Origin of the sequence: Saccharothrix coeruleofusca, assembly GCF_017876325.1 — a bacterium.
GTDB lineage: Bacteria > Actinomycetota > Actinomycetes > Mycobacteriales > Pseudonocardiaceae > Actinosynnema > Actinosynnema coeruleofuscum.
The window spans coordinates 3261971-3284159 of sequence record NZ_JAGINV010000001.1; the positions used below are offsets into that span (position 1 = coordinate 3261971).

24 protein-coding genes are annotated in these 22189 nt (G+C 73.0%); 14 read left to right on the plus strand and 10 right to left on the minus strand.

Going from position 1 to position 22189, the window contains the following annotated elements:
• The first annotated feature begins 86 nt into the window (after positions 1 to 86).
• The 6 genes from JOF41_RS14760 (at position 87) to JOF41_RS14785 (ending at position 5920) form a co-directional block, all read left to right on the plus strand.
• The gene (locus JOF41_RS14760) at positions 87 to 1298 is read left to right on the plus strand and encodes a cytochrome P450 (RefSeq protein WP_189227252.1); all 1212 of its coding nucleotides are present in this window, start codon (positions 87 to 89) and stop codon (positions 1296 to 1298) included.
• Between the two features lie 9 nt (positions 1299 to 1307).
• Positions 1308 to 1505 carry a ferredoxin gene (locus tag JOF41_RS14765; protein WP_189227253.1) on the plus strand — a complete coding sequence of 66 codons (198 nt, stop codon included), beginning with the start codon at positions 1308 to 1310 and terminating at the stop codon, positions 1503 to 1505.
• A gap of 24 nt (positions 1506 to 1529) precedes the next feature.
• Complete coding sequence (locus JOF41_RS37790) at positions 1530 to 2249, plus strand: helix-turn-helix domain-containing protein (protein WP_209619572.1); 720 nt, start codon at positions 1530 to 1532, stop codon at positions 2247 to 2249.
• Between the two features lie 503 nt (positions 2250 to 2752).
• Positions 2753 to 2899: a hypothetical protein gene (locus JOF41_RS14775; protein WP_209619575.1), complete on the plus strand. Its 147-nt coding sequence runs from the start codon at positions 2753 to 2755 to the stop codon at positions 2897 to 2899.
• A gap of 18 nt (positions 2900 to 2917) precedes the next feature.
• Entirely contained in the window at positions 2918 to 4162 is a 1245-nt protein-coding gene (locus JOF41_RS14780) for a PP2C family protein-serine/threonine phosphatase (protein ID WP_229796339.1), read from the plus strand.
• Positions 4163 to 4273: 111 nt separating this feature from the next.
• Positions 4274 to 5920, plus strand: coding sequence for a glycoside hydrolase family 27 protein (locus JOF41_RS14785; protein ID WP_209619578.1), 1647 nt, complete (start codon positions 4274 to 4276; stop codon positions 5918 to 5920).
• A gap of 45 nt (positions 5921 to 5965) precedes the next feature.
• Here the strand turns inward: JOF41_RS14785 and JOF41_RS14790 are convergent, their stop codons facing one another.
• On the minus strand, positions 5966 to 7465 hold the full coding sequence (locus tag JOF41_RS14790; protein WP_209619581.1) for an amidase: 1500 nt from the start codon (positions 7463 to 7465) through the stop codon (positions 5966 to 5968).
• 31 nt (positions 7466 to 7496) lie between these two features.
• On the minus strand, positions 7497 to 8501 hold the full coding sequence (gene ppk2 / locus JOF41_RS14795; RefSeq protein WP_209619584.1) for a polyphosphate kinase 2: 1005 nt from the start codon (positions 8499 to 8501) through the stop codon (positions 7497 to 7499).
• Positions 8502 to 8663: 162 nt separating this feature from the next.
• Here ppk2 and JOF41_RS14800 point away from each other — a divergent pair, with 162 nt between their 5' ends.
• Positions 8664 to 8936, plus strand: coding sequence for a GlsB/YeaQ/YmgE family stress response membrane protein (locus JOF41_RS14800; RefSeq protein WP_189227258.1), 273 nt, complete (start codon positions 8664 to 8666; stop codon positions 8934 to 8936).
• Positions 8937 to 9429: 493 nt separating this feature from the next.
• Here the strand turns inward: JOF41_RS14800 and JOF41_RS14805 are convergent, their stop codons facing one another.
• Positions 9430 to 10803: an FAD-dependent monooxygenase gene (locus JOF41_RS14805; protein ID WP_307867415.1), complete on the minus strand. Its 1374-nt coding sequence runs from the start codon at positions 10801 to 10803 to the stop codon at positions 9430 to 9432.
• Positions 10804 to 10845: 42 nt separating this feature from the next.
• Here JOF41_RS14805 and JOF41_RS14810 point away from each other — a divergent pair, with 42 nt between their 5' ends.
• The 4 genes from JOF41_RS14810 to JOF41_RS14825 are packed head-to-tail and all read left to right on the plus strand — an operon-like array spanning position 10846 to position 14252.
• Positions 10846 to 11469, plus strand: coding sequence for a TetR/AcrR family transcriptional regulator C-terminal domain-containing protein (locus tag JOF41_RS14810; protein WP_189227260.1), 624 nt, complete (start codon positions 10846 to 10848; stop codon positions 11467 to 11469).
• Between the two features lie 56 nt (positions 11470 to 11525).
• Positions 11526 to 12218, plus strand: coding sequence for a helix-turn-helix transcriptional regulator (locus JOF41_RS14815; RefSeq protein WP_209619590.1), 693 nt, complete (start codon positions 11526 to 11528; stop codon positions 12216 to 12218).
• Positions 12215 to 13312 (plus strand): alanine racemase, encoded by a 1098-nt coding sequence (locus JOF41_RS14820; RefSeq protein WP_209619593.1) that lies wholly within the window; start codon positions 12215 to 12217, stop codon positions 13310 to 13312. The genes JOF41_RS14815 and JOF41_RS14820 overlap by 4 nt, the downstream gene beginning before the upstream one ends.
• A 4-nt stretch (positions 13313 to 13316) precedes the next feature.
• A complete protein-coding gene (locus JOF41_RS14825) occupies positions 13317 to 14252 on the plus strand; it encodes an ornithine cyclodeaminase family protein (protein ID WP_209619596.1) in 936 nt (311 codons plus the stop codon).
• Positions 14253 to 14312: 60 nt separating this feature from the next.
• Here the strand turns inward: JOF41_RS14825 and JOF41_RS14830 are convergent, their stop codons facing one another.
• The 6 genes from JOF41_RS14830 to JOF41_RS14855 form a co-directional block, all read right to left on the minus strand.
• The gene (locus tag JOF41_RS14830) at positions 14313 to 14756 is read right to left on the minus strand and encodes a nitroreductase family deazaflavin-dependent oxidoreductase (RefSeq protein WP_189227264.1); all 444 of its coding nucleotides are present in this window, start codon (positions 14754 to 14756) and stop codon (positions 14313 to 14315) included.
• Between the two features lie 92 nt (positions 14757 to 14848).
• Positions 14849 to 15277, minus strand: a complete 429-nt coding sequence (locus tag JOF41_RS14835; protein WP_189227265.1) for a hypothetical protein — start codon at positions 15275 to 15277, stop codon at positions 14849 to 14851.
• 46 nt (positions 15278 to 15323) lie between these two features.
• Complete coding sequence (locus JOF41_RS14840) at positions 15324 to 16139, minus strand: carbohydrate ABC transporter permease (protein ID WP_189227266.1); 816 nt, start codon at positions 16137 to 16139, stop codon at positions 15324 to 15326.
• Entirely contained in the window at positions 16136 to 17041 is a 906-nt protein-coding gene (locus JOF41_RS14845) for a carbohydrate ABC transporter permease (protein ID WP_189227267.1), read from the minus strand. The genes JOF41_RS14840 and JOF41_RS14845 overlap by 4 nt, the downstream gene beginning before the upstream one ends.
• A 4-nt stretch (positions 17042 to 17045) precedes the next feature.
• On the minus strand, positions 17046 to 18377 hold the full coding sequence (locus JOF41_RS14850) for an extracellular solute-binding protein (RefSeq protein ID WP_209619599.1): 1332 nt from the start codon (positions 18375 to 18377) through the stop codon (positions 17046 to 17048).
• 108 nt (positions 18378 to 18485) lie between these two features.
• Positions 18486 to 18866, minus strand: a complete 381-nt coding sequence (locus JOF41_RS14855; RefSeq protein WP_189227269.1) for an ATP-binding protein — start codon at positions 18864 to 18866, stop codon at positions 18486 to 18488.
• Between the two features lie 127 nt (positions 18867 to 18993).
• Between JOF41_RS14855 and JOF41_RS14860 the strand changes: the two genes are divergently transcribed.
• The 3 genes from JOF41_RS14860 to JOF41_RS14870 are packed head-to-tail and all read left to right on the plus strand — an operon-like array spanning position 18994 to position 21325.
• On the plus strand, positions 18994 to 19773 hold the full coding sequence (locus JOF41_RS14860) for an alpha/beta fold hydrolase (protein WP_276530117.1): 780 nt from the start codon (positions 18994 to 18996) through the stop codon (positions 19771 to 19773).
• Positions 19773 to 21002, plus strand: coding sequence for a PP2C family protein-serine/threonine phosphatase (locus tag JOF41_RS14865; RefSeq protein ID WP_209619602.1), 1230 nt, complete (start codon positions 19773 to 19775; stop codon positions 21000 to 21002). The genes JOF41_RS14860 and JOF41_RS14865 overlap by 1 nt, the downstream gene beginning before the upstream one ends.
• A complete protein-coding gene (locus JOF41_RS14870; protein WP_209619605.1) occupies positions 20999 to 21325 on the plus strand; it encodes an STAS domain-containing protein in 327 nt (108 codons plus the stop codon). The genes JOF41_RS14865 and JOF41_RS14870 overlap by 4 nt, the downstream gene beginning before the upstream one ends.
• 9 nt (positions 21326 to 21334) lie before the next feature.
• On the opposite strand, the gene JOF41_RS14875 is transcribed toward JOF41_RS14870, so the two are convergent.
• Positions 21335 to 22159 carry a DUF3152 domain-containing protein gene (locus JOF41_RS14875; RefSeq protein ID WP_209619608.1) on the minus strand — a complete coding sequence of 275 codons (825 nt, stop codon included), beginning with the start codon at positions 22157 to 22159 and terminating at the stop codon, positions 21335 to 21337.
• Positions 22160 to 22189 lie beyond the last annotated feature (30 nt).

A 22189-nucleotide genomic window follows, 5' to 3' on the forward strand; every position in this document is an offset into this window, starting at 1 on the left:
CGCGGATAAGTGGACGGACAGCTTCCGGATCAGTACCGTGGGTGAAGCGGAATGATCTCCTCCACATGCCTCCGGAAGGTCGTGCCATGACCCGAGCCGTCGACCACCGCGCGCTGAACTTCCCGGCTCAGCGGACCTGCCCCTACGCCCCGCCCCGCGAGTACGCGGAGCTGCGCGAGCACTCCCCGGTCCACCGGATCGAGCTGCCCAACGGCTCCTCCGCGTGGCTGATCACCCGGCACGAGCACGTCCGCGCCGTGCTGGCCGACACCAGGTTCAGCTCCGACCGCGGCAAACCGGGGTTCCCGTCGCTGCTGGCCGGGCAGGCGAGGACGAACCTGAGCGGGTACCCCATGATGATCTCGATGGACCCGCCCGAGCACAGCGCCGCGCGCCGCGCGGTGCTGGGCGAGTTCACCGTGCGGCGGATGCAGGCGCTGCAACCCCGCATCCAGCGGATCGTGGACGACTGCCTCGACGCCATGCTGGCCGGACCCCGCCCCGCGGACCTGGTGACCGCGCTGTCGCTGCCCGTCCCCTCGCTGGTGATCTGCGAACTGCTCGGCGTCCCCTACGCCGACCACGACTTCTTCCAGGTGCACACCACCTCCCTGGTCCGGCTGAGCACGCCGCCGGAGGAGCGCAGCCGCTCCATGGGCGAACTCACGGCGTACCTGAGCGAGCTGGTCAGCGCCAAGCAGGCCGAGCCGGGTGACGACCTGCTCGGCAGGCAGGTGCTCAAGCAGCGCGAGAACGGCACCGAGGACCACGGCGCACTGGTGGGCTTGGCGTTCCTGCTGCTCCTCGCCGGCCACGAGACGACCGCGAACATGATCTCGCTGGGCACGCTGATCCTGCTGGAGAACCCCGCCGCGCTCGCCGCCGTCCGGGACGACCCCGCGCTCACCCCCGGCGCGGTGGAGGAGCTGCTGCGCTACCTGACCATCGTGGAGAACGCGACCTCCAGGGTCGCCACCACCGACATCGAGGTCGGCGGCACCCTCATCCGGGCGGGCGAGGGCGTGATCTGCCTGGGGCACACGGCTGACCACGACCCCGAGGTGTTCGCCGAGCCGGAGCGGTTCGACATCGCGCGCGGCGCGCGCCACCACGTCGCGTTCGGCTTCGGCCCGCACCAGTGCCTGGGGCAGAACCTGGCGCGGCTGGAGCTGCAGGTCGTGTTCGACACCCTGCTGCGCCGCGTGCCGACGCTCGCGCTCGCCACGCCGTCGGACCAGCTGCCGTTCAAGGACGACGCCAGCGTCTACGGCCTGTACGCGCTCCCGGTGACCTGGTAGGGGGCGCGGATGAGGATCATCGCGGACACCGGCCGGTGCGTCGGGGCGGGCCAGTGCGTCCTGGCCGAGCCGACCGCGTTCGACCAGGACGAGCAGGACGGCACGGTCGTGGTGCTCACCGAGCACGTGGCGGGCGAGGCGTTGACCAGGACCCGCCAGGCGGTTCAGCTCTGCCCGAGCGGGGCGCTGTCGCTGGCCGAGGACTGAGGCGGCCCCGCCGTCGCGCGCCGCGTGCTGGGATCCACCGCTGTGGACGACCGGCGGCGGGTGCTCATCGTGGCTTACGACGACGCGCAGGTCCTCGACATCGCCTGCCCCAGCGGCGCTCTGGACATCGCCAACCGGTACGGCGCGGCGCCTCCGTACGCCATCGAGCTGGGCCCCCTCGGCAGGCGCGCGGCGCGCAGCTCCACCGGGATCGCGCTGGCGGCCGGGTGCGGGCTGGAGGGGGTGACCGGGCGGCTTGACACGCTGGTCGTCGTGGGCGGCGCGGGTGCGGAGGACGCGGCGGCGGACCAGCGGCTGACACCGCGGGTGCGGCGGCTGGCCGCGCGGAGCAGGCGCGTCGCGTCGGTCCGCACCGGCCTGCCGACCAGGCGCAGATCAGCGTCTTCCCGGCCGCGCCGCCACCGGGTGACCGGCTGGTCCGGGACCTGGCGGGCCACATCGCCGGGCACCTGGCCGAGGACCTGGCGCCCGCCGCGCTGGCGGGGGATGCGATCGCCCGCCGCTGCGGGTTCGGGTCGGCCCAAGTCCTGCGGCGGGGTCTCCGCGGGCATCGACATGGCGCTGCACCTGGCCTCGCTGATCGCCGGGGACACCACGGCGGAGGCGATCCGGCTGGCCGTCGAGTACGACCCGCGCCCGCCGTTCGACTCCGGCGACGTCACCCGCGCCACGCCCGAGCTCAAGGAGCTGGCGCTGCGGCTGCCGGCCGAGTCCCAGGTGTGACACGGCCGCTCACGGCGCACCGGCCTCCGGTCCCGCTTCGCCGGTGCCGACCGGAAATGTGGTCGACAATGCAGGTGCCCCGGCCCGCCGGACCGGTTTTCCGGAAGATCCGAATACCGCCGCGACTGGCGTTGTCCCGAAATCCCCTCCTGCCCACCGCGTGGCACCACCGGTGCGGGCGCACCCCGCGCGAGCAGCAGGAACAGGGCGGACATCCCTCTCCGCGCTGGGTCCGCCCTTTCCCGCGTTCGCTCACGGCACACTCCTCCGAGTGGTTTCCGGCTGCCCTTCCGCGTGAACCGATCCGGTCCTGTTGAACCGCCCCGGACCGGGGGGTACCTTTGCCGCAGATCCTCTTCCACGTCACCGGTGCGCAGAGGTGCGCGCAGAACCACCCGTGTTTCTCCCCCATTCCGGCAGGCGTTGTGGTGCCCCGGTGGCCATCGGGTTGCCCTGGCCGCACCGGGGTAGCCGAGGGGCGACCAGGCGAAGGGAGGCCCACCATGACCGGACCGCAGCAGGAGGACGGTGACGTCGAGCGCGGTGACGCCGAGGAGTCCAGCGGTGTGCCGCTGACCGAGACCGAGCGAGAGGTCTCGCAGCGCCCGCCGAGCGACAGCCCGGACCCGGACGACCAGTCGTCGGGCTGATGCCCCGTGGAGCACCCCGTGCGGGACTGCCCTCCCCCTGCGGTCGAGCGGGAGGAGTCCTGGCACGGGGTGTTCCGGCGCATCATCGACGACACCCACGTGGCGACCGCCGACGACCTGTCCGACGTTGTCGACCGGGCCGTCGCCAAACTCGGGCTGATGGTGCAGCTGTACCTGACCGACCTGCCCCAGCGGCGCCTGCACCCGGTGCGCGCCGAGACGGGCCCCTCGCAGGTGATCGACTCCACCACCGCGGGCCGCGCCTACCGGACGGTCGAGATCGTGCCGGGGCGCCCGTTCCTCGGGCGGTCGTGCCTGTGGCTGCCGATGCTCAACGGGGCCGAGCGCCTTGGCGTGGCGCACGTCGTGCTGCCCGAGGGCGCCGACCCCAACCACCCGGTGGTGCGGCAGCAGTGCTGGACGCTGGCCGGGGTGCTGGGCCACCTGGTCATGAGCAAGCTGCACTACAGCGACCTGTTCCACGTCGTGCGGCGGACCAGGCCGCTGACGGTGGCCGCGGAGCTGCTGTGGCAGATGCTGCCCCCGCAGACCTTCGCCAGCGACCGCTTGGCCGTGGCCGCGCTGCTGGAGCCCTACGACGAGGTCGGCGGTGACGGCTACGACTACGCCGTGGACGACCACCGCGCGTACGTGGCGATCTTCGACTCGATGGGCCACGACATGCTGGCGGGCCTGACCACCGCGGTGGCGCTGGCGGCCACCCGCAACGCCCGCCGTCAGGGCTTGGGGCTGCTGGAGGCCGCCGGGTTGGCCGACCGGTCCATCCACGTCCAGAGCAGCCGGGCGTCGCGGATGCCGTTCGCCACCGCCGTGCTCGCCGAACTGGACCTCGACACCGGGCAGCTGTGCTACCTGGTGGCCGGGCACCCGCCGCCGGTGCTGCTGCGCCGGGGCCGCGTGGTCAAGACGCTGCACGGGTACCTGCGCCCGCCGCTGGGCCTGGGGCACCTGGTCGACGAGGAACCGAAGCTGGGCCGGGAGCAGCTCCAACCCGGCGACCGGGTGCTGTTCCACAGCGACGGCGTGATCGAGGCGCGCAGCCCCGACGGCGAGCTGTTCGGCGTGGAACGGCTGGTGGACCTGACCGAGCGCAACGAGGCGGCGGGGCTGCCGCCGCCGGAGACGCTGCGCAGGGTGGGCCACGCCGTGCTGGAGCACCAGGACGGCCGCCTGCAGGACGACGCCACGCTGGTCCTGCTGGAGTGGTCCGACGGGGTGCGCACGCGACTGCCTCAGGTGTGACCGTACGGGCGCTAGGCGCGACCGGTGCCCTGTGGTCAACTGGCTTGCACACCTGCCCACAAAACCGAACAAGAAAAGACACCCAGCGTCCATCCGCACCAGGAGGCAACGATGCCCCTGCGCATCTCCCGACGCCTGCTCCCCCTGCTCGTGACCGCGGTGGCGACCGCCGCGGCGCTCGTAGCGGCGCAGCCGTCCTTACCCGCCACCGCGGCCCCCGGCAGCCCCGCGGCCACGCCCCCGTTGGGCTGGAACTCCTGGAACACCTTCGGCTGCAACATCAACGAAGCGCTGGTCCGCGAGATGGCCGACACCATGGTCAGCTCGGGCATGAAGGCTGCGGGCTACCAGTACGTGGTGATCGACGACTGCTGGTTCAACCCCCAGCGCGACCCCGACGGCACGCTGCAGGGCGACCCGGTCCGCTTCCCCAGCGGCATGAAGGCCATGGGCGACTACATCCACAGCCGCGGCCTGAAGTTCGGCATCTACCAGGTGCCCACCGAGAAGACCTGCGCCCAGCGCGGCGGCGCCTACCCCGGCTCGACCGGCAGCGTGGGCCACGAGGAGCAGGACGCCCGGCAGTTCGCCGCGTGGGGGGTGGACTACCTCAAGTACGACTGGTGCTCCCCGGAGGGTTCGCTGGAGGAGCAGGTCGCCCGGTTCACGCTGATGCGGGACGCGCTGCGGGCCACCGGCAGGCAGATCGTCTACAGCATCAACCCCAACAGCTACCACGCCATCGCGGGCGCGGACTACAACTGGGGCGAGGTCGCCGACCTCTGGCGCACCACCGAGGACCTGCTCGACATCTGGCAGAACGGCAACGTCAACAGCTACCCGATGGGCGTGGGCAACGTCGTCGACATCAACGCGCCGCGCACCGCGCAGGCCGGGCCGGGGCACTGGCCGGACCCGGACATGCTGGTGGTGGGCAGGCCGGGGCTGACGCTGACCGAGTCCCGCGCGCACTTCGCGCTGTGGGCGCTGATGGCCGCGCCGCTGATGGCGGGCAACGACCCGCGCTCGATGTCGGCCGAGATCAGCGCGGTGCTGCGCAACCCGCTGCTGCTGGAGGTCAACCAGGACCGGCTGGGCGCGGGCGGCAGGCGGGTGCGCGACGACGGCGCGACCGAGGTCTTCGCCAAGCCGCTGGCCGACGGCTCGGTCGCGGTGGGCCTGTTCAACCGGGGCGACTCGGCCACCCGCGTGGCCACCACGGCGGCCGAGGTCGGCCTGCGCGGCGACCGCTTCGACCTGGTCGACCTGTGGACCGGTGCGGGCTCGGCCACCACCGGCGCGATCTCCGCCGACGTGCCCGCGCACGGCGTGGCCGCGTTCCGGGTGCGCGGCGGCAGCCCGATCACGGGCACCACCTCGCAGCTGCGCGGCGTCGGGTCCACCCGGTGCGCCGTGGTGGAGGCCGCGTCCACCGCGCCGGGCGCGGGCCTGGTGCTGTGGGGCTGCCACCCGGCCGCCAACCAGTTGTGGACCAGCTGGCCGAACGGCGAGCTGCGGATCTTCGGCGACAAGTGCCTGGACGCCCACGACCAGGGCACCGCGCCGGGCACGCGGGTGGTCACCTGGCCCTGCAACGGGCAGGCCAACCAGCGGTGGCGGCTCAACGACGACGGCACGATCACCGGCGCGCAGTCCGGTCTGTGCCTGGACGTCGAGGGCGCCGCCACCGCCAACGGGTCACGGCTGATCCTGTGGACCTGCCACGGCGGGTCGAACCAGCGGTGGACCCGGCTGTGAGCAGCCCGCGGCGGCGGGGGTGCCCCGCCGCCGCGGCTTCGCACGTCACAGCGCGGGCAGGTACCCCGGTGCGCGCCGGGCTCGCGCGATCCGCTCGAAGGCCGCCGCGCAGCCGAGGACCCATGCGTCGGCGCCCTCGTCCGCCATGAACGACACACCGATCGGCAGCGGTCCGGCGAACCCGGCGGGAACCGTGGCGTTCGGGTAGCCCGCCACCGCGGCGGGCGTCGAGGAGTCCACCTCGTAGGCGTCGCCGTCGGCGTAGTCGGTCCTCCACGCCGGGCTGTTGGTCGGCGCCATGATCACGTCGAGCTCGTGCGCCGCCAGCGTCTCGTCGATGGACGCGCGGGCCAGCGCGGTCGCGGTCTCCCGCTGCCGCCGGTAGGCCGGGTCGGTGACCGGCGGCGCGACCGCCGCCAGCTCGAACAGCTCCTGGCCGAACCTGCTCAGCTCCACCGGGTCGCGCTCGTTGAACGAGATCAGCTCGGCCAGCGCGCGCGGGGCGCCGGGACGGGTGCGCAGGTAGCGCTCCAGGTCGTGCTTGAACTCGGTGATCAGCGCCGGGAACTCGGCCGCCTCGACCGCGACCTGGTGGGGCAGGGCGACTTCGACCACCGCCGCGCCCGCGCGGCGCAGCACTCGCACTGCGGAGTGCATCACGCGGTCGACGTCGGCGTCCGCGCCCGCCTTGCGCCACACGCCGACCCGCGCGCCGCGCAGCGCGTCCGGGCGCAGCCCCGAGGCGTAGTCGGTGCCCTCGACGTCCAGCGCCGACATCAGGATCGCGGCGTCGACCACGTTGCGCGCCACCGGGCCCGCGGTGTCCTGCCACGCCGAGACCGGCACGATCCCGTCGCCGCTGACCCGGCCGAGCGTCGGCTTGAAGCCCACCACGCCGCTGTGGCCGGAGGGGCACACGATCGAACCGTCGGTCTCGGTGCCCACGGCGACCTGGGCCAGCGACGCGGCCACGGCCGCGGCCGAGCCGGACGAGGAGCCGCACGGGTTGCGGTCGAGCGCGTGCGGGTTGTTGGTCTGGCCGCCCACGCCGGACCAGCCCGAGGTGGAGCGGGTGGACCGGAAGTTGGCCCACTCCGACAGGTTGGTCTTGCCCAGCAGCACCGCGCCCGCCTCGCGCAGCCGGGTCACCAGCGCCGCGTCGCGCGTGGGCGGCACGCGCAGGGCGCGCGAACCAGCGGTGCTCGCCAGACCTTCGGTGTCGATGTTGTCCTTGACCAGCACCGGGATGCCGTCCAGCGGACCGAGGGCGCGGCCGTGCGCGCGACGCCGGTCGCTCTCGGCGGCTTGGCGCAGTGCGCTGGGATCGATCGCGAGCACGGCCCGGACCCTGCGGTCGACGGTGGCGATCCGGTGCAGGTAGGCCAGGGTCAGCCGGACGGAGGTGAGCCCGCCGGACGCCATCCGCCGCGCCAGCCACGGGATGGTGGCCGCGTCGAGGTCGGAACCGAGCTGCCCGGTGGGGTGCCCGGCGGGCGGGACCGGCTGGTGCGACGGGCCGGTCGGGGGCGTGCGGCGGGAGTGCATCCGTCCAGCCCAGCCGCGCGGGCACGCCCGGTCAAGCTCCTGTGCGCCCGGTCTCGTCGCAGTCGGGGTGCAGGCCGGGGCCGTGGTCCGGGTCGGGCACCGGGGCGATGGGGGTGGGGCTGAGGGCGGTGTCGTCCTCGCCCTCCTCCAGCAGCGTCGCCGCCGCGCCCACCACGCGCGGGTCGGGCTCGCCGACCACCTCGGCGTCCTTGTCGGCGTAGTCGGTCCTGGCCAGCACGCTGCGCATGGCCTCGATGCGGGCGCGCTTCTTGTCGTTGCTCTTGACCACCGTCCACGGCGCGCACTCGGTGTCGGTGGCGCGGAACATGGCCACCTTGGCCTCGGTGTAGGCGTCCCAGCGGTCCAGCGACTCGATGTCGTTGGGGCTGAGCTTCCACTGCCGCACCGGGTCCACCTGCCGGATCAGGAACCGGGTGCGCTGCTCGGCGCGGGAGACCGAGAACCACAGCTTGACCAGCAGCACACCGTCGTCGACCAGCATCCGCTCGAAGGTGGGGACCTGGCGCATGAACCGCTCGTACTCCTCGTCGGAGCAGTAGCCCATCACCCGCTCCACCCCGGCCCGGTTGTACCAGGAGCGGTCGAACAGCACGATCTCCCCGGCCGTGGGCAGGTGGTTGACGTAGCGCTGGAAGTACCACTCCCCCTGCTCGCGCTCGGTCGGCTTGCTCAGCGCGACCACACGCGCGCCACGCGGGTTGAGGTGCTCGGTGAACCGCTTGATGGTGCCGCCCTTGCCAGCGGCGTCGCGGCCCTCGAACAGGATGACCATGCGAGCGCCGGTGTCCTTGACCCAGTACTGGAGCTTCAGCAGCTCGATCTGCAGCAGGCGCTTGGTGTAGTCGTACTCCTGGCGCGACATGCGCGAGGAGTACGGGTAGTTCTCGCGCCACGTGTCGATCTCGGAGCCGTCCTCGCGGCGCAGCACCGGGTCGTCGGCGTCCTGGTAGTCGACGACGAGTCCGTCGCGCAGCTCCGGGAACAGTTTCGCGGTCTCCGACAACTCTTCGAGCACGGAATGAGGCCTACCCGGTGGCGCGGGAAGGCAAACAGGATCACATTCCGATATCGCCGGGTGAAATAGGTGTGAGAACGCGGTGAGGTGGGCATCCCGGCGTCGACAGGGACCACGCCGCACCACCGAAGACGGCGTGGCACGAGGACAAGGAACCACACCGTGGGCATCCTGGGTTGGATCGTTCTGGGTCTCATCGCCGGCGCCATCGCCAAGGCCATCATGCCCGGCAGGGACCCCGGCGGCATCATCATCACCATGCTGCTCGGCATCATCGGCGCCATCCTCGGCGGCTTCATCGGTCGCGCCCTCTTCGGCTCCGACATCGGCAGCTTCTTCGACCTGAGCACCTGGCTGCTGGCCATCCTCGGCTCCATCGTGGTGCTCGCCGTGTACCACCTGGTGACCAGCCGCGGACACCGCGCGCACGGGTGACGCACGGATGAACGAATAACCGGACCGGACCGCTGTCCGGTCGAGCGGTGAGGCCCGCCGGGAACACCCGGTGGGCCTCACCGCTTTTCGCCGTCGGCACTTCCGGCAATTCGGACCGCCGCTGGTTCACCCCAGGTCGCCGCGGCACGTCGGATGATTTTTCGCGCCACGGTCGTCAAATGTTCACCACAATGTCGGGCACGGGCGCGCCGAGCTCACCCCACCGGTGAGGGGCCGACGCGCCCCGAGGGCTCGCCCCCTCGCCACCGAGCCAACCAACCCGCCGAAATGCGGTGGTCGCGCGGGCTGCCGAAGAAGATCGGGCGTTCGCGTGTCAGATCCACAGCGGTGGGTAATCCGCTGTCGCCGTGCGCGCGCGTGGTCTGCACGGTAGGACCGCTGTGGCGGACCGGCCAGATCGACGCGGGATCGTTGACCAAACAGCACCCGCGTCGGTCTGGCTCATCCCTCCACCCGCTCCCCGGAGGAGTCCTCAGGCCGCCTCGTCGGCCCCCGTGACCGGACGTCGGAGGTCCACGCGGGCGACGTGCCCGTCGGGCCGGATCAGCGCGGTGGCCACGCCCGCCCAGTCCTCCCGCGCCTCACCTGGCCGCACCTCGTCGAGGTCGAGCAGGACGTGACGTCCGCCCCGCAGCCGGGTGAACAGGTCGTCGTCGTCGAACCGGAAGTTCGGCGCCCGCCTGCCGGTCAGCGGGTGCGCGCCCTCCGGCGCCGGGTAGGCCACGGCGAGCGCGGAAACCTCCTCCGCCAGCGCGCGGGAGAACGCCGGTACGGCGGCGATCGCGTGGCTCAGCAGTGCGCGCAGCGCCTGCCCCTCCCCCGACCAGGCGGTCATCAGCGCGGTCTGGGCCCTGGTGACGCGCAGCAGTTGCGCACCCACGGGGTGGCGCTCGTCGTGGTAGCTGTCGAGCAGGTCCTCGCCCACCTCCCCGCGCACCACGGCGGCCAGCTTCCAGCCGAGGTTGGCCGCGTCCTGCACACCGGTGTTGAGGCCCACCCCGCCGGTGGGGAAGTGCTGGTGCGCCGCGTCGCCCGCGACCAGCACCCGGCCCGCCCGGTAGCGCGCCGCCTGGCGGGTGGCGTTGCCGAAGCGGGACAACCACCGCACCTCGCGGACGCCGAAGTCGGCGCCGGTGATCCGGGTGACGGCGGCGCAGAGCTCCTCGGTGGTCAGCTCACCGGGGTGGTCGGCGCGCAGCCCCGAGGGGTCCACCCCGACGAAGCGCCAGACCTCGCCCGCCACCGGCACACCGATCATCCCGCCGCGGGGTCCACTGGTGATCAGCGGTCCCGCAGGCGGTCGCTCGGGCACCACGTCGCCCAGCCAGCCCCAGGTGTTGGCCTCGGTGCCGGGGAAGTCGATGCCCGCCGCCGCGCGCACGGTGCTGCGCACGCCGTCGCAGCCCACCACGTACCGGGCCCGGAACACCTCCCCGTCCGCTTCGACCGTCACGCCCTCGGCGTCCTGGTCGACACCCGCGACCCGTACGCCCCGCCGCACCCGCGCACCGGCTTCCACGGCGTGCCGCTCCAGCAGCTCCTCGGTGCGGGCCTGCGGGAGGAACAGCGTGAACGGGAACGGCGTGTCGAGCACGCCGAAGTCCAGCCTCTCCTCCAACCCGCCGAAGTGGCTCTTCGGAATGGGCAGCCCCTCGGCGAGGAACCGCTCCGCCAACCCCCGGCAGGCCAGGAGCTCCAGCGTGCGCGGGTGCAGCGTCAGCGCCTTGGAATGCGGGTCGCGCTCGCGCCGGGCCTCCAGCACGGTGACGCCCACGCCCGCCAGGCGCAGTTCGGCGGCCAGCCACAGCCCGGTCGGCCCGGCGCCGACCACGATGACGTCCTCCACCACTCCTCCTTAGTCATTGACCAATATCCCTAGACTAGGTCAATGACCAATAAGCAAGCGGGCCGCCCCAGTCCGCCCCGACTCGACCGCGACACCGTGGTGAGCGCCGCGCTGGCCCTGCTGGACGAGGCGGGCCTGGAAGCGGTGTCGACCCGTGCCGTCGCCGCCCGGCTCGGCGTGCGGATGAACACCGTGCTGTGGCACGTGAAGAGCAAGGCGCGACTGCGCGAGCTGATGGCCGACGCGATCCTCGCCCAGGTCGCCCTGAACGACCTGCCCGAGCACTGGCGCGACCGCGCGGCCGAACTCCCGCGCAGGCTCCGGCACGCCCTGCTGGCCCACCGCGACGGCGCGGCGACCGTGATCGGCACCTACACCGCCGAACCGGGCACGCTGCGCTTCGCGGAGGAACTCGTGGCCGCGCTGCTCGCCGGGGGCGTGGACGACAGGCGCGCCGCCTGGACCACCTGGAGCCTGCTCTACCTCACGCTCGGCCTGGTCCACGAGGAGCAGGCGCAGCCCGAGCCCGGCGACAACAGGCTCGCCGAGGCCCTGTCGCGCGGCGGATACCCGGCGTTGGACAGCGTCCATGCCCACTTGGCACCCGGCGCGTTCGCGCAGCGGCTCGACTTCGCCCTGGACCAGGTCCTCGGACAGCTCCCCTGACGAGATTTGTCTGACAATCTGTCCAACTCTTGGACTGTCTGTCTAGACTGCTCCGCATGACCGCGGACGCGATCCTCAACGCGCTCAAGGATGTGCTGCCCGGCCTGGCGGCGACCTTCGGCCGCTCCTGCGAACTGGTGCTGCACGACTACCGGCAGCCGGACCACTCGGTGGTGGCGGTCGCGGGCGAGCTGACCAACCGGCGGGTGGGCGGCGCGATGAGCGAGATCGGGCTGAGCGTGCTCGCCGAGGGCGACGACGCGACCCCCCAGCTGAACTACCTGACCCGCACACCGTCCGGCCGAGTGGTCAAGTCCTCCACCCTGCCGCTGCGCGACGAGGGGGGTCACGTCTTCGGCGCGCTGTGCGTGAACCTGGACGTCACCGCGCTGCGCCAGGTCGGCGACCTGCTGGCGGACCTGGCCGGAACCGCGGCGACACCCGTGCCGACCACGTTCACCGACGACGTCGACGAGGTCGTGGACGCCGTGCTGCGCGATGAGGAGTTGGCGTTGGCCAAGCCGGTGCACGGGCTGAGCAGGCGGGAACGGCTGCCCCTGTTGCGCGCTCTGGACCGGCGCGGCGTCTTCCACGTGCGCGGGGCCGCGCCCAGGGTGGCCGCCAGGCTGGGCATCTCCCGCGCCTCCCTCTACGCCGACCTGGCCGAGTGCCGCTCCACCGGCACCACGAACACCGGCACCACGAACACCGACGCCACGAACACCGACACCGTGAACGGGGAACGATGACCGAGACCCCCTACCTGCTGCTGGACGAGGACAAGGTGCGTCGCAACATCGCGCGTCTGCGGTCCCACCTGGACGCGCTGGGCACCCCGCTGCGCCCGCACGTCAAGACCGCCAAGTCGGTCGACGTGGCGAAGCTGCTGTTCGACGGCGGCACCGGCCCCATCACCGTGTCGACGCTGCGCGAAGCCGAGGCGTTCGCCGACGCGGGCTTCACCGACATCGTCTACGCGGTGGGCATCGCGCCCGCGAAGCTGGACCGCGTCCTCGCGCTGCGTCAGCGCGGCGTCGACCTGGTCGTCCTGCTCGACAGCGTCGCGCAGGCCACCGCCGTGGCCGAGGCGTCCAGGGCGGCGGGGACGGCGATCCCCGCGCTGGTCGAGGTCGACTGCGACGGCCACCGCGGCGGCGTGCTGCCCGGCTCGCCGGAGGTCGTGGCCATCGCCGAGGAGCTCGCTGATGGTGCGCGGCTGCGCGGTGTGCTGGCCCACGCGGGCGAGTCCTACTTCTGCTACACCCGTGAAGCGCTGGTGGCCGCCGCGGAGGCGGAGCGCGCGGCGGCCGTGCGGGTGGCGGAGGACCTGCGCGCGGCGGGCCACGACTGCCCCGTGGTGAGCATCGGCTCCACCCCCACCGCGCACGCGGTGACGGACCTGACCGGCGTCACCGAGGTGCGGGCGGGCAACTTCGTCTTCTTCGACCTGGTGATGGCGGGCCTCGGCGTGTGCTCGCTGGAGGACCTGGCGCTGTCGGTGGTCGTCACCGTCATCGGCCACCGCCCGGAGAAGGGCTGGATCATGACCGACGGCGGGTGGATGGCCACATCGCGGGACCGCGGCACCGCGCGGCAGCCGGTGGACCAGGGCTACGGCCTGGTCGCCGCCCTGGACGGCGGGATCTACCCGGACCTGCTGATGACCGACGCCAGCCAGGAGCACGGCACCCTGTCGATGCGCGCGGGCAGCGACCGGCCGCTGCCGGACCTGCCGGTGGGCACCAGGGTCCGCGTCCTGCCCAACCACGCGTGCGCCACCGCGGCGCAGCACGACTCCTACCAGGTCGGCGCGAGCACGTGGCGCCGCGTGAACGGCTGGTGACCCGGTGATCTTCATCCCCGAGGCGGAGTCCGCCGCCCTGGTGACCCACGAGCTGGCCTACGCGGCCGCCCGCCGGGCGCTGCTGGCCGCGGTGGACGAGGACGCGCACTCGTTCCCGGCGGTGCTCGGGCACGGTTCGGCGCGGGCCAACCGGTTCACCGTCAAGTCGGCCGCCACCGCGGAGGTGGCGGGCCTGAAGGTCGGCAGCTACTGGCCGGGCAACGCCGAGCGGGGGCTGCCCCGGCACAACTCGCTGGTGCTGCTGTTCGACCAGGAAGTCGGCCGGATCGGCGCGGTGATCGAGGCCGGGCAGGCCAACGCCTACCGCACCGCGGCCGCCGACGCGGTGGCCGCCGACGCGCTGGCCCGCCCCGACGCGCGGGCGCTGGCCGTCTTCGGCACCGGCCACCAGGCGTTCCACGAGTGCGCCGCGCTGGCCCGCGTGCGCGAGTTCGAGGTGGTGCGCGTGGTGGCCCGCGACGCGGATCGGGGCGCGGCGTTCGCGCGGAAGCTGGCCGGGCACGGGCTGACCGCCGTGCCCGCCTCCGCCGAGGAGGCGTGCCGGTCCTCCGACGTCGTGGTGACCGCGACGACCTCCCGCGCCCCGCTGTTCGACGCCGCCTGGATCGGGCCGGGCACCCACGTGGCGAGCATGGGCTCCGACGCCAGGGGCAAGCAGGAGCTGCCGCCGGAGCTGCTGGCCACCGCGCGGCTGTTCTGCGACTGGCCCGCCCAGTCGCGGGAGATCGGCGAGTTCCAGCACGCCCCGGCGCACGCCGAGCCGACCGCGCTCGGGCACGTGCTGTCCGGCCGGTCGCCGGGACGCCGCTCCGCCGACGAGATCACCGTCTTCGACAGCTCCGGCATCGGCCTGCAGGACCTGTTCCTGGCGGTGGCGCTGCTGGAGGCCCGCGAGCACCGGGCCCAACCCGGCTCGTGAGGACGCCGTGAGCTGACCGCGCTCCCGGCGGGCGAGCCGGACCCGCCCGCCGGGACGACCTCAGCCCTCCTGGACCGGCTCCAGGACGAACACGGGGATCTCACGGTCGGTCTTGCGCTGGTAGTCGGCGTAGTCCGGGTACGCGGCCACGGCCCGCTCCCACCACACGGCCTTCTCCTCGCCGGTCACCTCGCGCGCGGTGTAGTCCTTGCGGACCGGCCCGTCCTGCAGTTCCACCGTCGGCGTCGAGCGGATGTTGTAGTACCAGACCGGGTGCTTGGGCGCACCGCCCTGCGAGGCGACCACGGCGTAGACGCCGTCGTGCTCGACGCGCATCAGCGGCGTCTTGCGGATCTTGCCCGACCGGTTGCCCTTCGTGGTCAGCACGATCACGGGCATGCCGCGCAAGGTCGTGCCCTCGGTGCCGCCCGAGCTCTCGTACAGCTCGACCTGCTCGCGCACCCACTTCTCGGGGCTGGGCTCGTACTCGCCGGTCAGTGGCATCGGTTCTCCTCACTCCGTACCGCGGTCCGATCACCCATCACAACACCGGACGGGGCCACGAGCATCCCGGAATGACGTTCCAGAACGGCGCCTCACCGCTGGGGCGGCGCCAGGACCAGCGGCCACTCCACGCCGGAGTCCAGGTCCGCCAGCACCCGCCGCACCGGCGTCCCCGGCGGCACGGCCACCACGGTCGTCGCGTCCGGCAGCCGCTCGCCCTCCGCGGCCTCGCCCCGCACGCGCAGCAGCCGCACCGCTCGCCGGTCCACGCGGGACCTCTCGGTGAACGCCTCCGCGTCGACCCCCAGGGACTCCAGCGCGGCGGAGCGGACCAGGACGTCCACGACCAGGACGCCGTCCCGCAGCCGCCGCTCGGCCCAGCCGTCGGTCCGCGACAGGTGCAGCACCCCGTCCCCCTCGTAGCCGAGCTCGGCCAACCGGGCCACCGCCCGCTCCCCCGGCGTCCCCTCCGGGTCGACGACCACCAGCACCCGTCCCGCCGCGCAGTGCACCTCGGGCACCGCCACCTCCTCCGCTCCGCGAACGGACCGAAGTAGACCACGCGGCTCATTCGACGTGCTGCGTCACCGTCCCCCGGACGAAGTACCGCTGCGCGACCAGGAACAGCAGGACCATCGGCACCGTGGCCACCGTGCTGGCGGCCAGCACCAGCTCCCACTGCGCCTCGCCGCCCTCGCCGAAGCGGTCCAGCACCGCCTTCAGCCCGCGCGGCAGCGTGTACAGCTGCGCCTCGCGCAGGTAGATCAGCGGCTTGACCAAATCCGTCCAGGCGTTCTTCAGCTCGAAGACGAACACCACGACCAGGCCGGGCCTGGCCAGCGGCAGCGCCATGCCGGTGAACAGCCGCCACGGGCTCGCGCCGTCGACCTTGGCGGCGTCGAACACCTCGCTGGGCAGCCCGAGGAAGAACTGGCGCAGCAGGAAGACGTAGAAGGCGGAGCCGAACAGGTTCTGCGCCCACAGCGGGACCTGCGTGGTGGCCAGGCCGATCGCGTGCCACTCCAGGTAGACCGGCACCATGGTCACCGCGGCAGGCAGCATCATGGTGGCCAGCACCAGCCCGAACAGCGGGCCTCGACCGCGGAAGCGGAACAGCGCGAACCCGAACGCCACCGCGGCGCTGCTCAGCGTCACCGCCACCGCGGCGGCCAGGCCCACCACGACGCTGTTGCCGATCCAGGTCAGCAGCGGCACCGCCCGCCACACCTCGACGTAGTTGCCCGGCGAGAAGGGCGCGGGCAGCAGCGCGTTGTCGAACACGTGCGCCCGGTCCTTCAGCGACGCGCTCACCAGCCACCAGAACGGGTAGACGAACGCCACCGCGACCAGGAGCAACCCGAGCAGCACCAGCGCGCGCTTCACGACCGCTCCCCCTCGTAGTGCACGTACCGGCGCGACAGCCGCACCTGCACGGCGGTGACGGCGGCGATGACCACGAACAAGCCCCAGGCCAACGCCGAGGCGTAGCCCATCCGCAGCGAGCCGAACGCCTCCTGGAACAGGTGGATCACGTAGAACAGCGCCGCGTCGCCCTCCTTGGACTGCTGGTCGCGCGCGCCGAAGAACATCGCGTACGCCTCGGTGAACACCTGCAGCGAGGCGATGGTGTTCACCACCACGGTGAAGTACACCGTGCCGCTGATGCCGGGCAGCGTGACGTGCCAGAACTGCCGCCACGGGCTCGCGCCGTCCAGCCGCGCCGCCTCGTAGCGCTCCAGGGGCACCCGCGTCAGGGCGGCCAGGTACAGCACCGCCGTGCTGCCCACCGTCCACAGGCTCATCAGCACCAGGCCCGGCTTGACCCACGCGGGGTCGGTGGTCCAGTTCGGACCGGTGAAGCCGAACCAGCCGAGGAACTCGTTGATCGCGCCGTTCTGGCCGTTGAGCAGCAGCAGGAACATCGCCGCCAGCGCCACCGGCGGCGTCATCACCGGCAGGTACAGCACGGTGCGGAAGAAACCCGCCGCGCGCCCGGCGCGGCGCATCAGACTCGCCAGCGCCAGCGCCAGCACGATCTGCGAGGGCACGTGCAGCACGGTGTAGAACGCCGTGTTCCACAGCGCGGTGGCCACCCGCTCGTCGCGCACGGCCTCCCGGTAGTTCTCCAGCCCGACGAACCGCGGTGGCTTGAGCATGTCGTAGTGGGTCAGCGACAACCACAGGCTGAACAGCATCGGTCCCGCCGTGAAGGCCAGGAACCCGATGATCCACGGCAGCAGGAACAACCACCCGGCGCGCGACTCGCGCCTGCTCACGCTCGCCACGCCGCTACCTCCCGCCCACGCGCCGCAGCGCCCGCTCGGCCTCCCGCTGCGCCTGCGCCATCGCCTCCTCGGCGTTCTGCCCACCGGTCAGCACCCGGTTCACCGCCCCCTCCCAGGCGCGCACCAGCTCGCTCGCCGCCGGGCTCGGCGGCAGCGCGAACGCCTGGTCCTGCAGCGCCAGCACCATCGGCACCCCCCGCTCCAGCACGCGGTTGCCCCTGGGGTCGAAGACCTCGTCGAAGATGCGCTGGTCGGCGACGCGGTTGGCGGTGAACGTGCCGCCGTAGGGCCTGCCCGCCCCGGCCAGCGCGTCCCGCCGGGCGGTGGCCGCGGTGACCCACGTGTCGGTCGCGGTCATGGTGACCAGGAACCGGCAGGCCGCCTCGGGGTGCCGGGCGCCCTTGGGGATCGCCCACGCCTGGCCGCCCGACTCGGTCAGCGGCGCGCCCGAGCGGTCGGTGAACGGCGCGACGGTGACGTCGACATCGGGCGAGTTGGTCGCCAGCGTGTTGATGTACCAGGAGTCCATCGCCATGGCCGCGAGCTGCCCGGTGACGTACTGGTTCGCGGCGCCGAACTGGTCGAAGGTGTCGCGGAAGGCCCGGAACGACGCCCAGCCGCCCTGCGCGGCGACCAGGTCCGCGGTGTAGCGCACCGCCTCGACCACCTTCGGGTGGTCCAGCCGCACGTCCACCCCGCTGCCGCCGACCAGCTCGACGCCGTTGGCCTTGGCCCACAGCGGCAGGAACTCCGGCACCTTGGGGTCGAAGCCGATGCGGCGGGGCCGCCCGCCCTCCACCCGCGCCAGCCGGTCGGTCATCCCCGCCAGCGCCGCCCAGTCCGACGTGGCGACCGCCGCCGGGTCCAGACCGGCTTCGCGCACCGCGGTGTTGTTGACGATCAGCAGCCGGACGCTGGAGAAGTCCGGCAGGCCGTGGACCTCGCTCCCGTAGGTCACCTGCCGCAGCGCCGCCTCGCGGAACTGGCCCAGGTCCACGCCGTGCTCGCGGACGCAGTCGGCCAGGCTGACCACCGCGCCCCTGGCCGCGTAGCCGCCCAGCTTGCGCCGGTCGGCGTAGACCACGTCGGGCGGCTCGCCCGCGGCCACCGCGGACAGGAACTGCTGCTCGTCGAAGGCGCCTTCGGTGATGCGCAGGTCGACGTCCGGATTGGCCCGCCGGAACACCGCGACCCGCGCGGTGGCGTGCTCGTCCGGCAGACCGAAACCCATCGTCACCAGGGCGCGGGGGTCGTCGGCCGGGTCGGCCCCCAGCCCGCCGCAGCCCGCCGCGAGCAGCAGCGGCACCAGGACCGCCGTCCGCCAACGTCCGCCCATGACACCTCCACGTGCCGGGAGGGAGAAGGTCGCAGACCCGGTCCCCGGTGGGGAACAGCAGCACGCGCAGACCGCCCGAACGGCTCAACGCCGGTCGGGGCGAGGCCCTCAGCCGGTGCCCACCTCGGCCCACACGGTCTTGTGGTCCTCGTGCTGCTCGACACCCCAGTCCACCGCGAGCCGCGCGACCACCAGCAGTCCCAGGCCCACGGGCTGCCCACCCGGCCTGCCCAGCACCGGCAGGCGGTGGGGGCTGGCGTCGTCGACCTCGATGCGCACCCGGTCGGCCAGCCGCGCCAGCCGGACCGGCCGCGGCGAGGCCGCGTGCTCGTAGGCGTTGTTGACCAGCTCGTTGCCCACCAGCAGCACGTCGGTCAACCGCTCGTCCTCGACATCCGCCAGCGCCGTGGTGATCCGGCGGCGCAACTGCGCCAGCGGCAGGACCGACCTCAGCGCCAGGTCGACGCGGTCGTCGCAGGCAACTGCCATGTGCTCCACCTTTCCTCGCCGCCCGGTGTACCTCCGCTCGGACGGGTCCAAACCGCCCGAGCGGGTGCGCCGCCACCATGGTGGGATACTTCCCACCATGGACGTGTGGAGCAGGAACCATGTGACGGTGACCGGTCCGGAAGGCGGCCGCCCCCTGGTCTTCTCCCACGGGTTCGGGTGCGACCAGAACATGTGGCGGCTCGTGGCGCCCGCCTTCGCCGCCGACCACCGGGTGGTGCTGTTCGACCACGTCGGCGCGGGCCGGTCGGACCTGTCGGCCTGGGACCCCGAGCGGTACTCCTCGCTGGAGGGCTACGCCGCCGACGTGCTGGAGATCATGGCGGAGCTGGACCTGCGCGACGCGGTGTTCGTCGGGCACTCGGTCAGCGCCATGATCGGCGTGCTGGCCTCGGTGGCCGACCCGTCCCGCTTCGGCGGGCTGGTCCTGGTCGGCCCCTCGCCCCGCTACGTCGACGACGGCGACTACCGGGGCGGCTTCAGCGCCGCCGACATCGAGGAGCTGCTGGACTCCCTGGACAGCAACTACCTGGGCTGGTCGGCGGCCATGGCGCCCGCGATCATGGGCGTGCCGGAGCGTCCCGAGCTGGGCCAGGAGCTGACCGAGAGCTTCTGCCGCACCGACCCGGCCATCGCCAGGCACTTCGCGCGGGTGACCTTCCTGTCGGACAACCGCGACGACCTGGCCGCGGTGACCGTGCCCTCGCTGGTCCTGCAGTGCCGGGAGGACATCATCGCCGCCCCGGCGGTGGGCGAGTTCGTGCACCGCAGGCTCAGGGGCAGCGAGCTGGTGCTCCTCGACGCCACCGGGCACTGCCCGCACCTGAGCGCGCCCGAGCAGACCACCGCGGCCATCGCCGAGTTCCTGCGCCGCAGGTCGTCATCGTGATGAGCGTCGCCGGGCACCAGGTCGAGGAGCCCGAAGACCGCGAAGCCTCGTTCTCCGCACTGCTGGAGGACAGCATGGAGGACCTCTACGACAACGCCCCCTGCGGCTACCTGTCCACGCTGCTCGACGGCGAGATCGCCAAGGTCAACGCCACCCTGCTGACGTGGCTGGGGTACCGGCGGGAGGACCTGGTCGGGCGCAGGAGCTTCGCCGACCTGCTCAGCGTCGGTGGCAGGCTCTACCACGAGACGCACTACGCGCCGATGCTGCGGATGCACGGCGAGGCGCGGGAGCTGGCGCTGGACCTGGTGACCGCGGACGGCCACCGGCTGCCCGTTCTGGTCACCGCCACGGTGAAGAAGAACCAGGACGGTGACCCGCTGCTGGTGCGCATCACCGTCTTCGACGCGCGGGAGCGCCGCGCCTACGAGCGGGAACTGCTGCGCGCCCGCAGGGAGGCCGAGCGGGAGCGGGAACGCCTGCAGCGGCTGACCAGCACCCTCCAACGCACGCTGCTGCCCGCCGAGCTGCCCGAGGTGCCGGGGCTGGAGATCGCGGCCCACTACCACGCCGCGTCCAGCGACCAGGTCGGCGGCGACTTCTACGACGTGTTCCCGCTCGACGCCGACCGCTGGGGCTTCTTCCTGGGCGACGTGTGCGGCAAGGGACCGCAGGCCGCGGTCCTGACCTCGTTGACGCGCTACACGCTGCGCGCCGCCGCCGTGCACGACACCGACCCGGTGGCGGTGCTGTCCACCCTGAACAGCGTGCTGCGCCAGCGGCACGACCCCGGCGCACCGCGGTTCTGCACCGTCGTGTTCGGGCTGCTCGAGCCCGACGGCGACGACTTCGCGGTGTCGCTGGCCAGTGGCGGCCACCCGCCACCGCTGGTGATCCGCGCGGACGGCGAGGTCGACGTGCTGACCACACCGGGCGGACAGCTCGTGGGCGCGCTGCCCGACGCCCACTTCGTCGCCACCAGCGCGCGCCTCACCCCCGGCGACGTACTGGTGCTGTACACCGACGGTCTCACCGAGGCCCGCCGGGCCGACGGCCTGATGCTCGGCGAGGACGAGGAGCGGCTGCCCGCCCTGGCCGCGGGCTTCGCGGGCACCGGCGCCCGAGCGGTGGTGGACTCCCTGGCCGAGGTGCTGACGGCCTGGGCGGACGAGCCCTCCGACGACACCGCCATCCTGGCGTTGGGCCCGCGTCCCCCGGAGGCGGGATGAGCGGACTGCGCATCACCACGGCGGCCGAGGGCACGACGCACCGCGTCGTGCTGACCGGCGAACTGGACCACGAGACCGCTCCCGCGCTGGAGCGGACGCTGGCGCGGTTGCCGCAGGCCGCGGGGCACCGACTGGTGATCGACCTGTCCGGGTTGGCGCTGTGCGACTCCAGCGGCCTGACCACCTTCATCGTCGCGCGCGAGCGGGCGCTGGCGGCGGGCACCGGGTTCGAGCTGACCGCCCCGCCCCCGCCGGTGTCCCGGATGCTGCGGGTGACCGGACTGGACCGGGTGCTGCTCGCCCGCCACCCGCAGGACGCCTGACCGGGCCGGTCAGGGGAACGGCCAGGGGTTGGGCGCGCACACCTTGCCGTCCGCCGGGATCACCGCGCCCTGCGGCACCCCCGCAGTGATCCTGACGATCTCGTCGTTGGACGTGCTGAACGTCTGCTGCATCATCACCGGCGCGAGTCCACCGTGGACCGCGCACGGCTGGTGGCCCTGCCCGAGCGCGTGGCCGACCTCGTGGTTGATCACGTAGCGCCGGTAGTTCACCAGGTCGCCGTCGAAGGCGACCGCGCCGCGCACCCAGCGGGCCGCGCTGAGGTCGATCCGTCCCCCGTTGCGGCACGACACGTCCACGGGGATCTCGTAGCCGCAGAGGGCTCGGGCGGTCCGCATGGAGGTCAGCCGCACCCGCATGCTCGCCGGGCCGCTGTCCACCCGCCGCAGCGCGACGCCGCCGCGCGCGGTCCAGCCGCGCGGGTCGGCCAGCGTGTCCTGCACGAACTGGCCGAACGCCTGCTCGTCGACCCGCACGCCGTCCTCGACTTCCACGACGTAGGTGTGGAGCGTGCCGCTGCCGACGGGCGCCGAGGTGCCCGGAACCACGTGCCACGTCCCGGCGCCCTGCTCCGGGATCGGACCGCCGTCGGGCAGTTCTGCGGACGACGCGTAGACGCGCTTGGTGGTCGTGGTCGTGATCGCGGTCGTGGTTGTGGTCGTGATGGCGCTCGTGGTCGTGGTCGTCGGGACCGTGCTCGTGGCCGATGGCGAGGGGATGGCTTCCCGCACGGCCGATCGCGTGCCCACGACCTGCCACGAGCTCAGCACGAGCACCGTGACCAGGCAGGCGATCAGCCCCAAGCGCGTCCTCATGTCCCCAAGATCGCCGGAAATCGTGAAGAA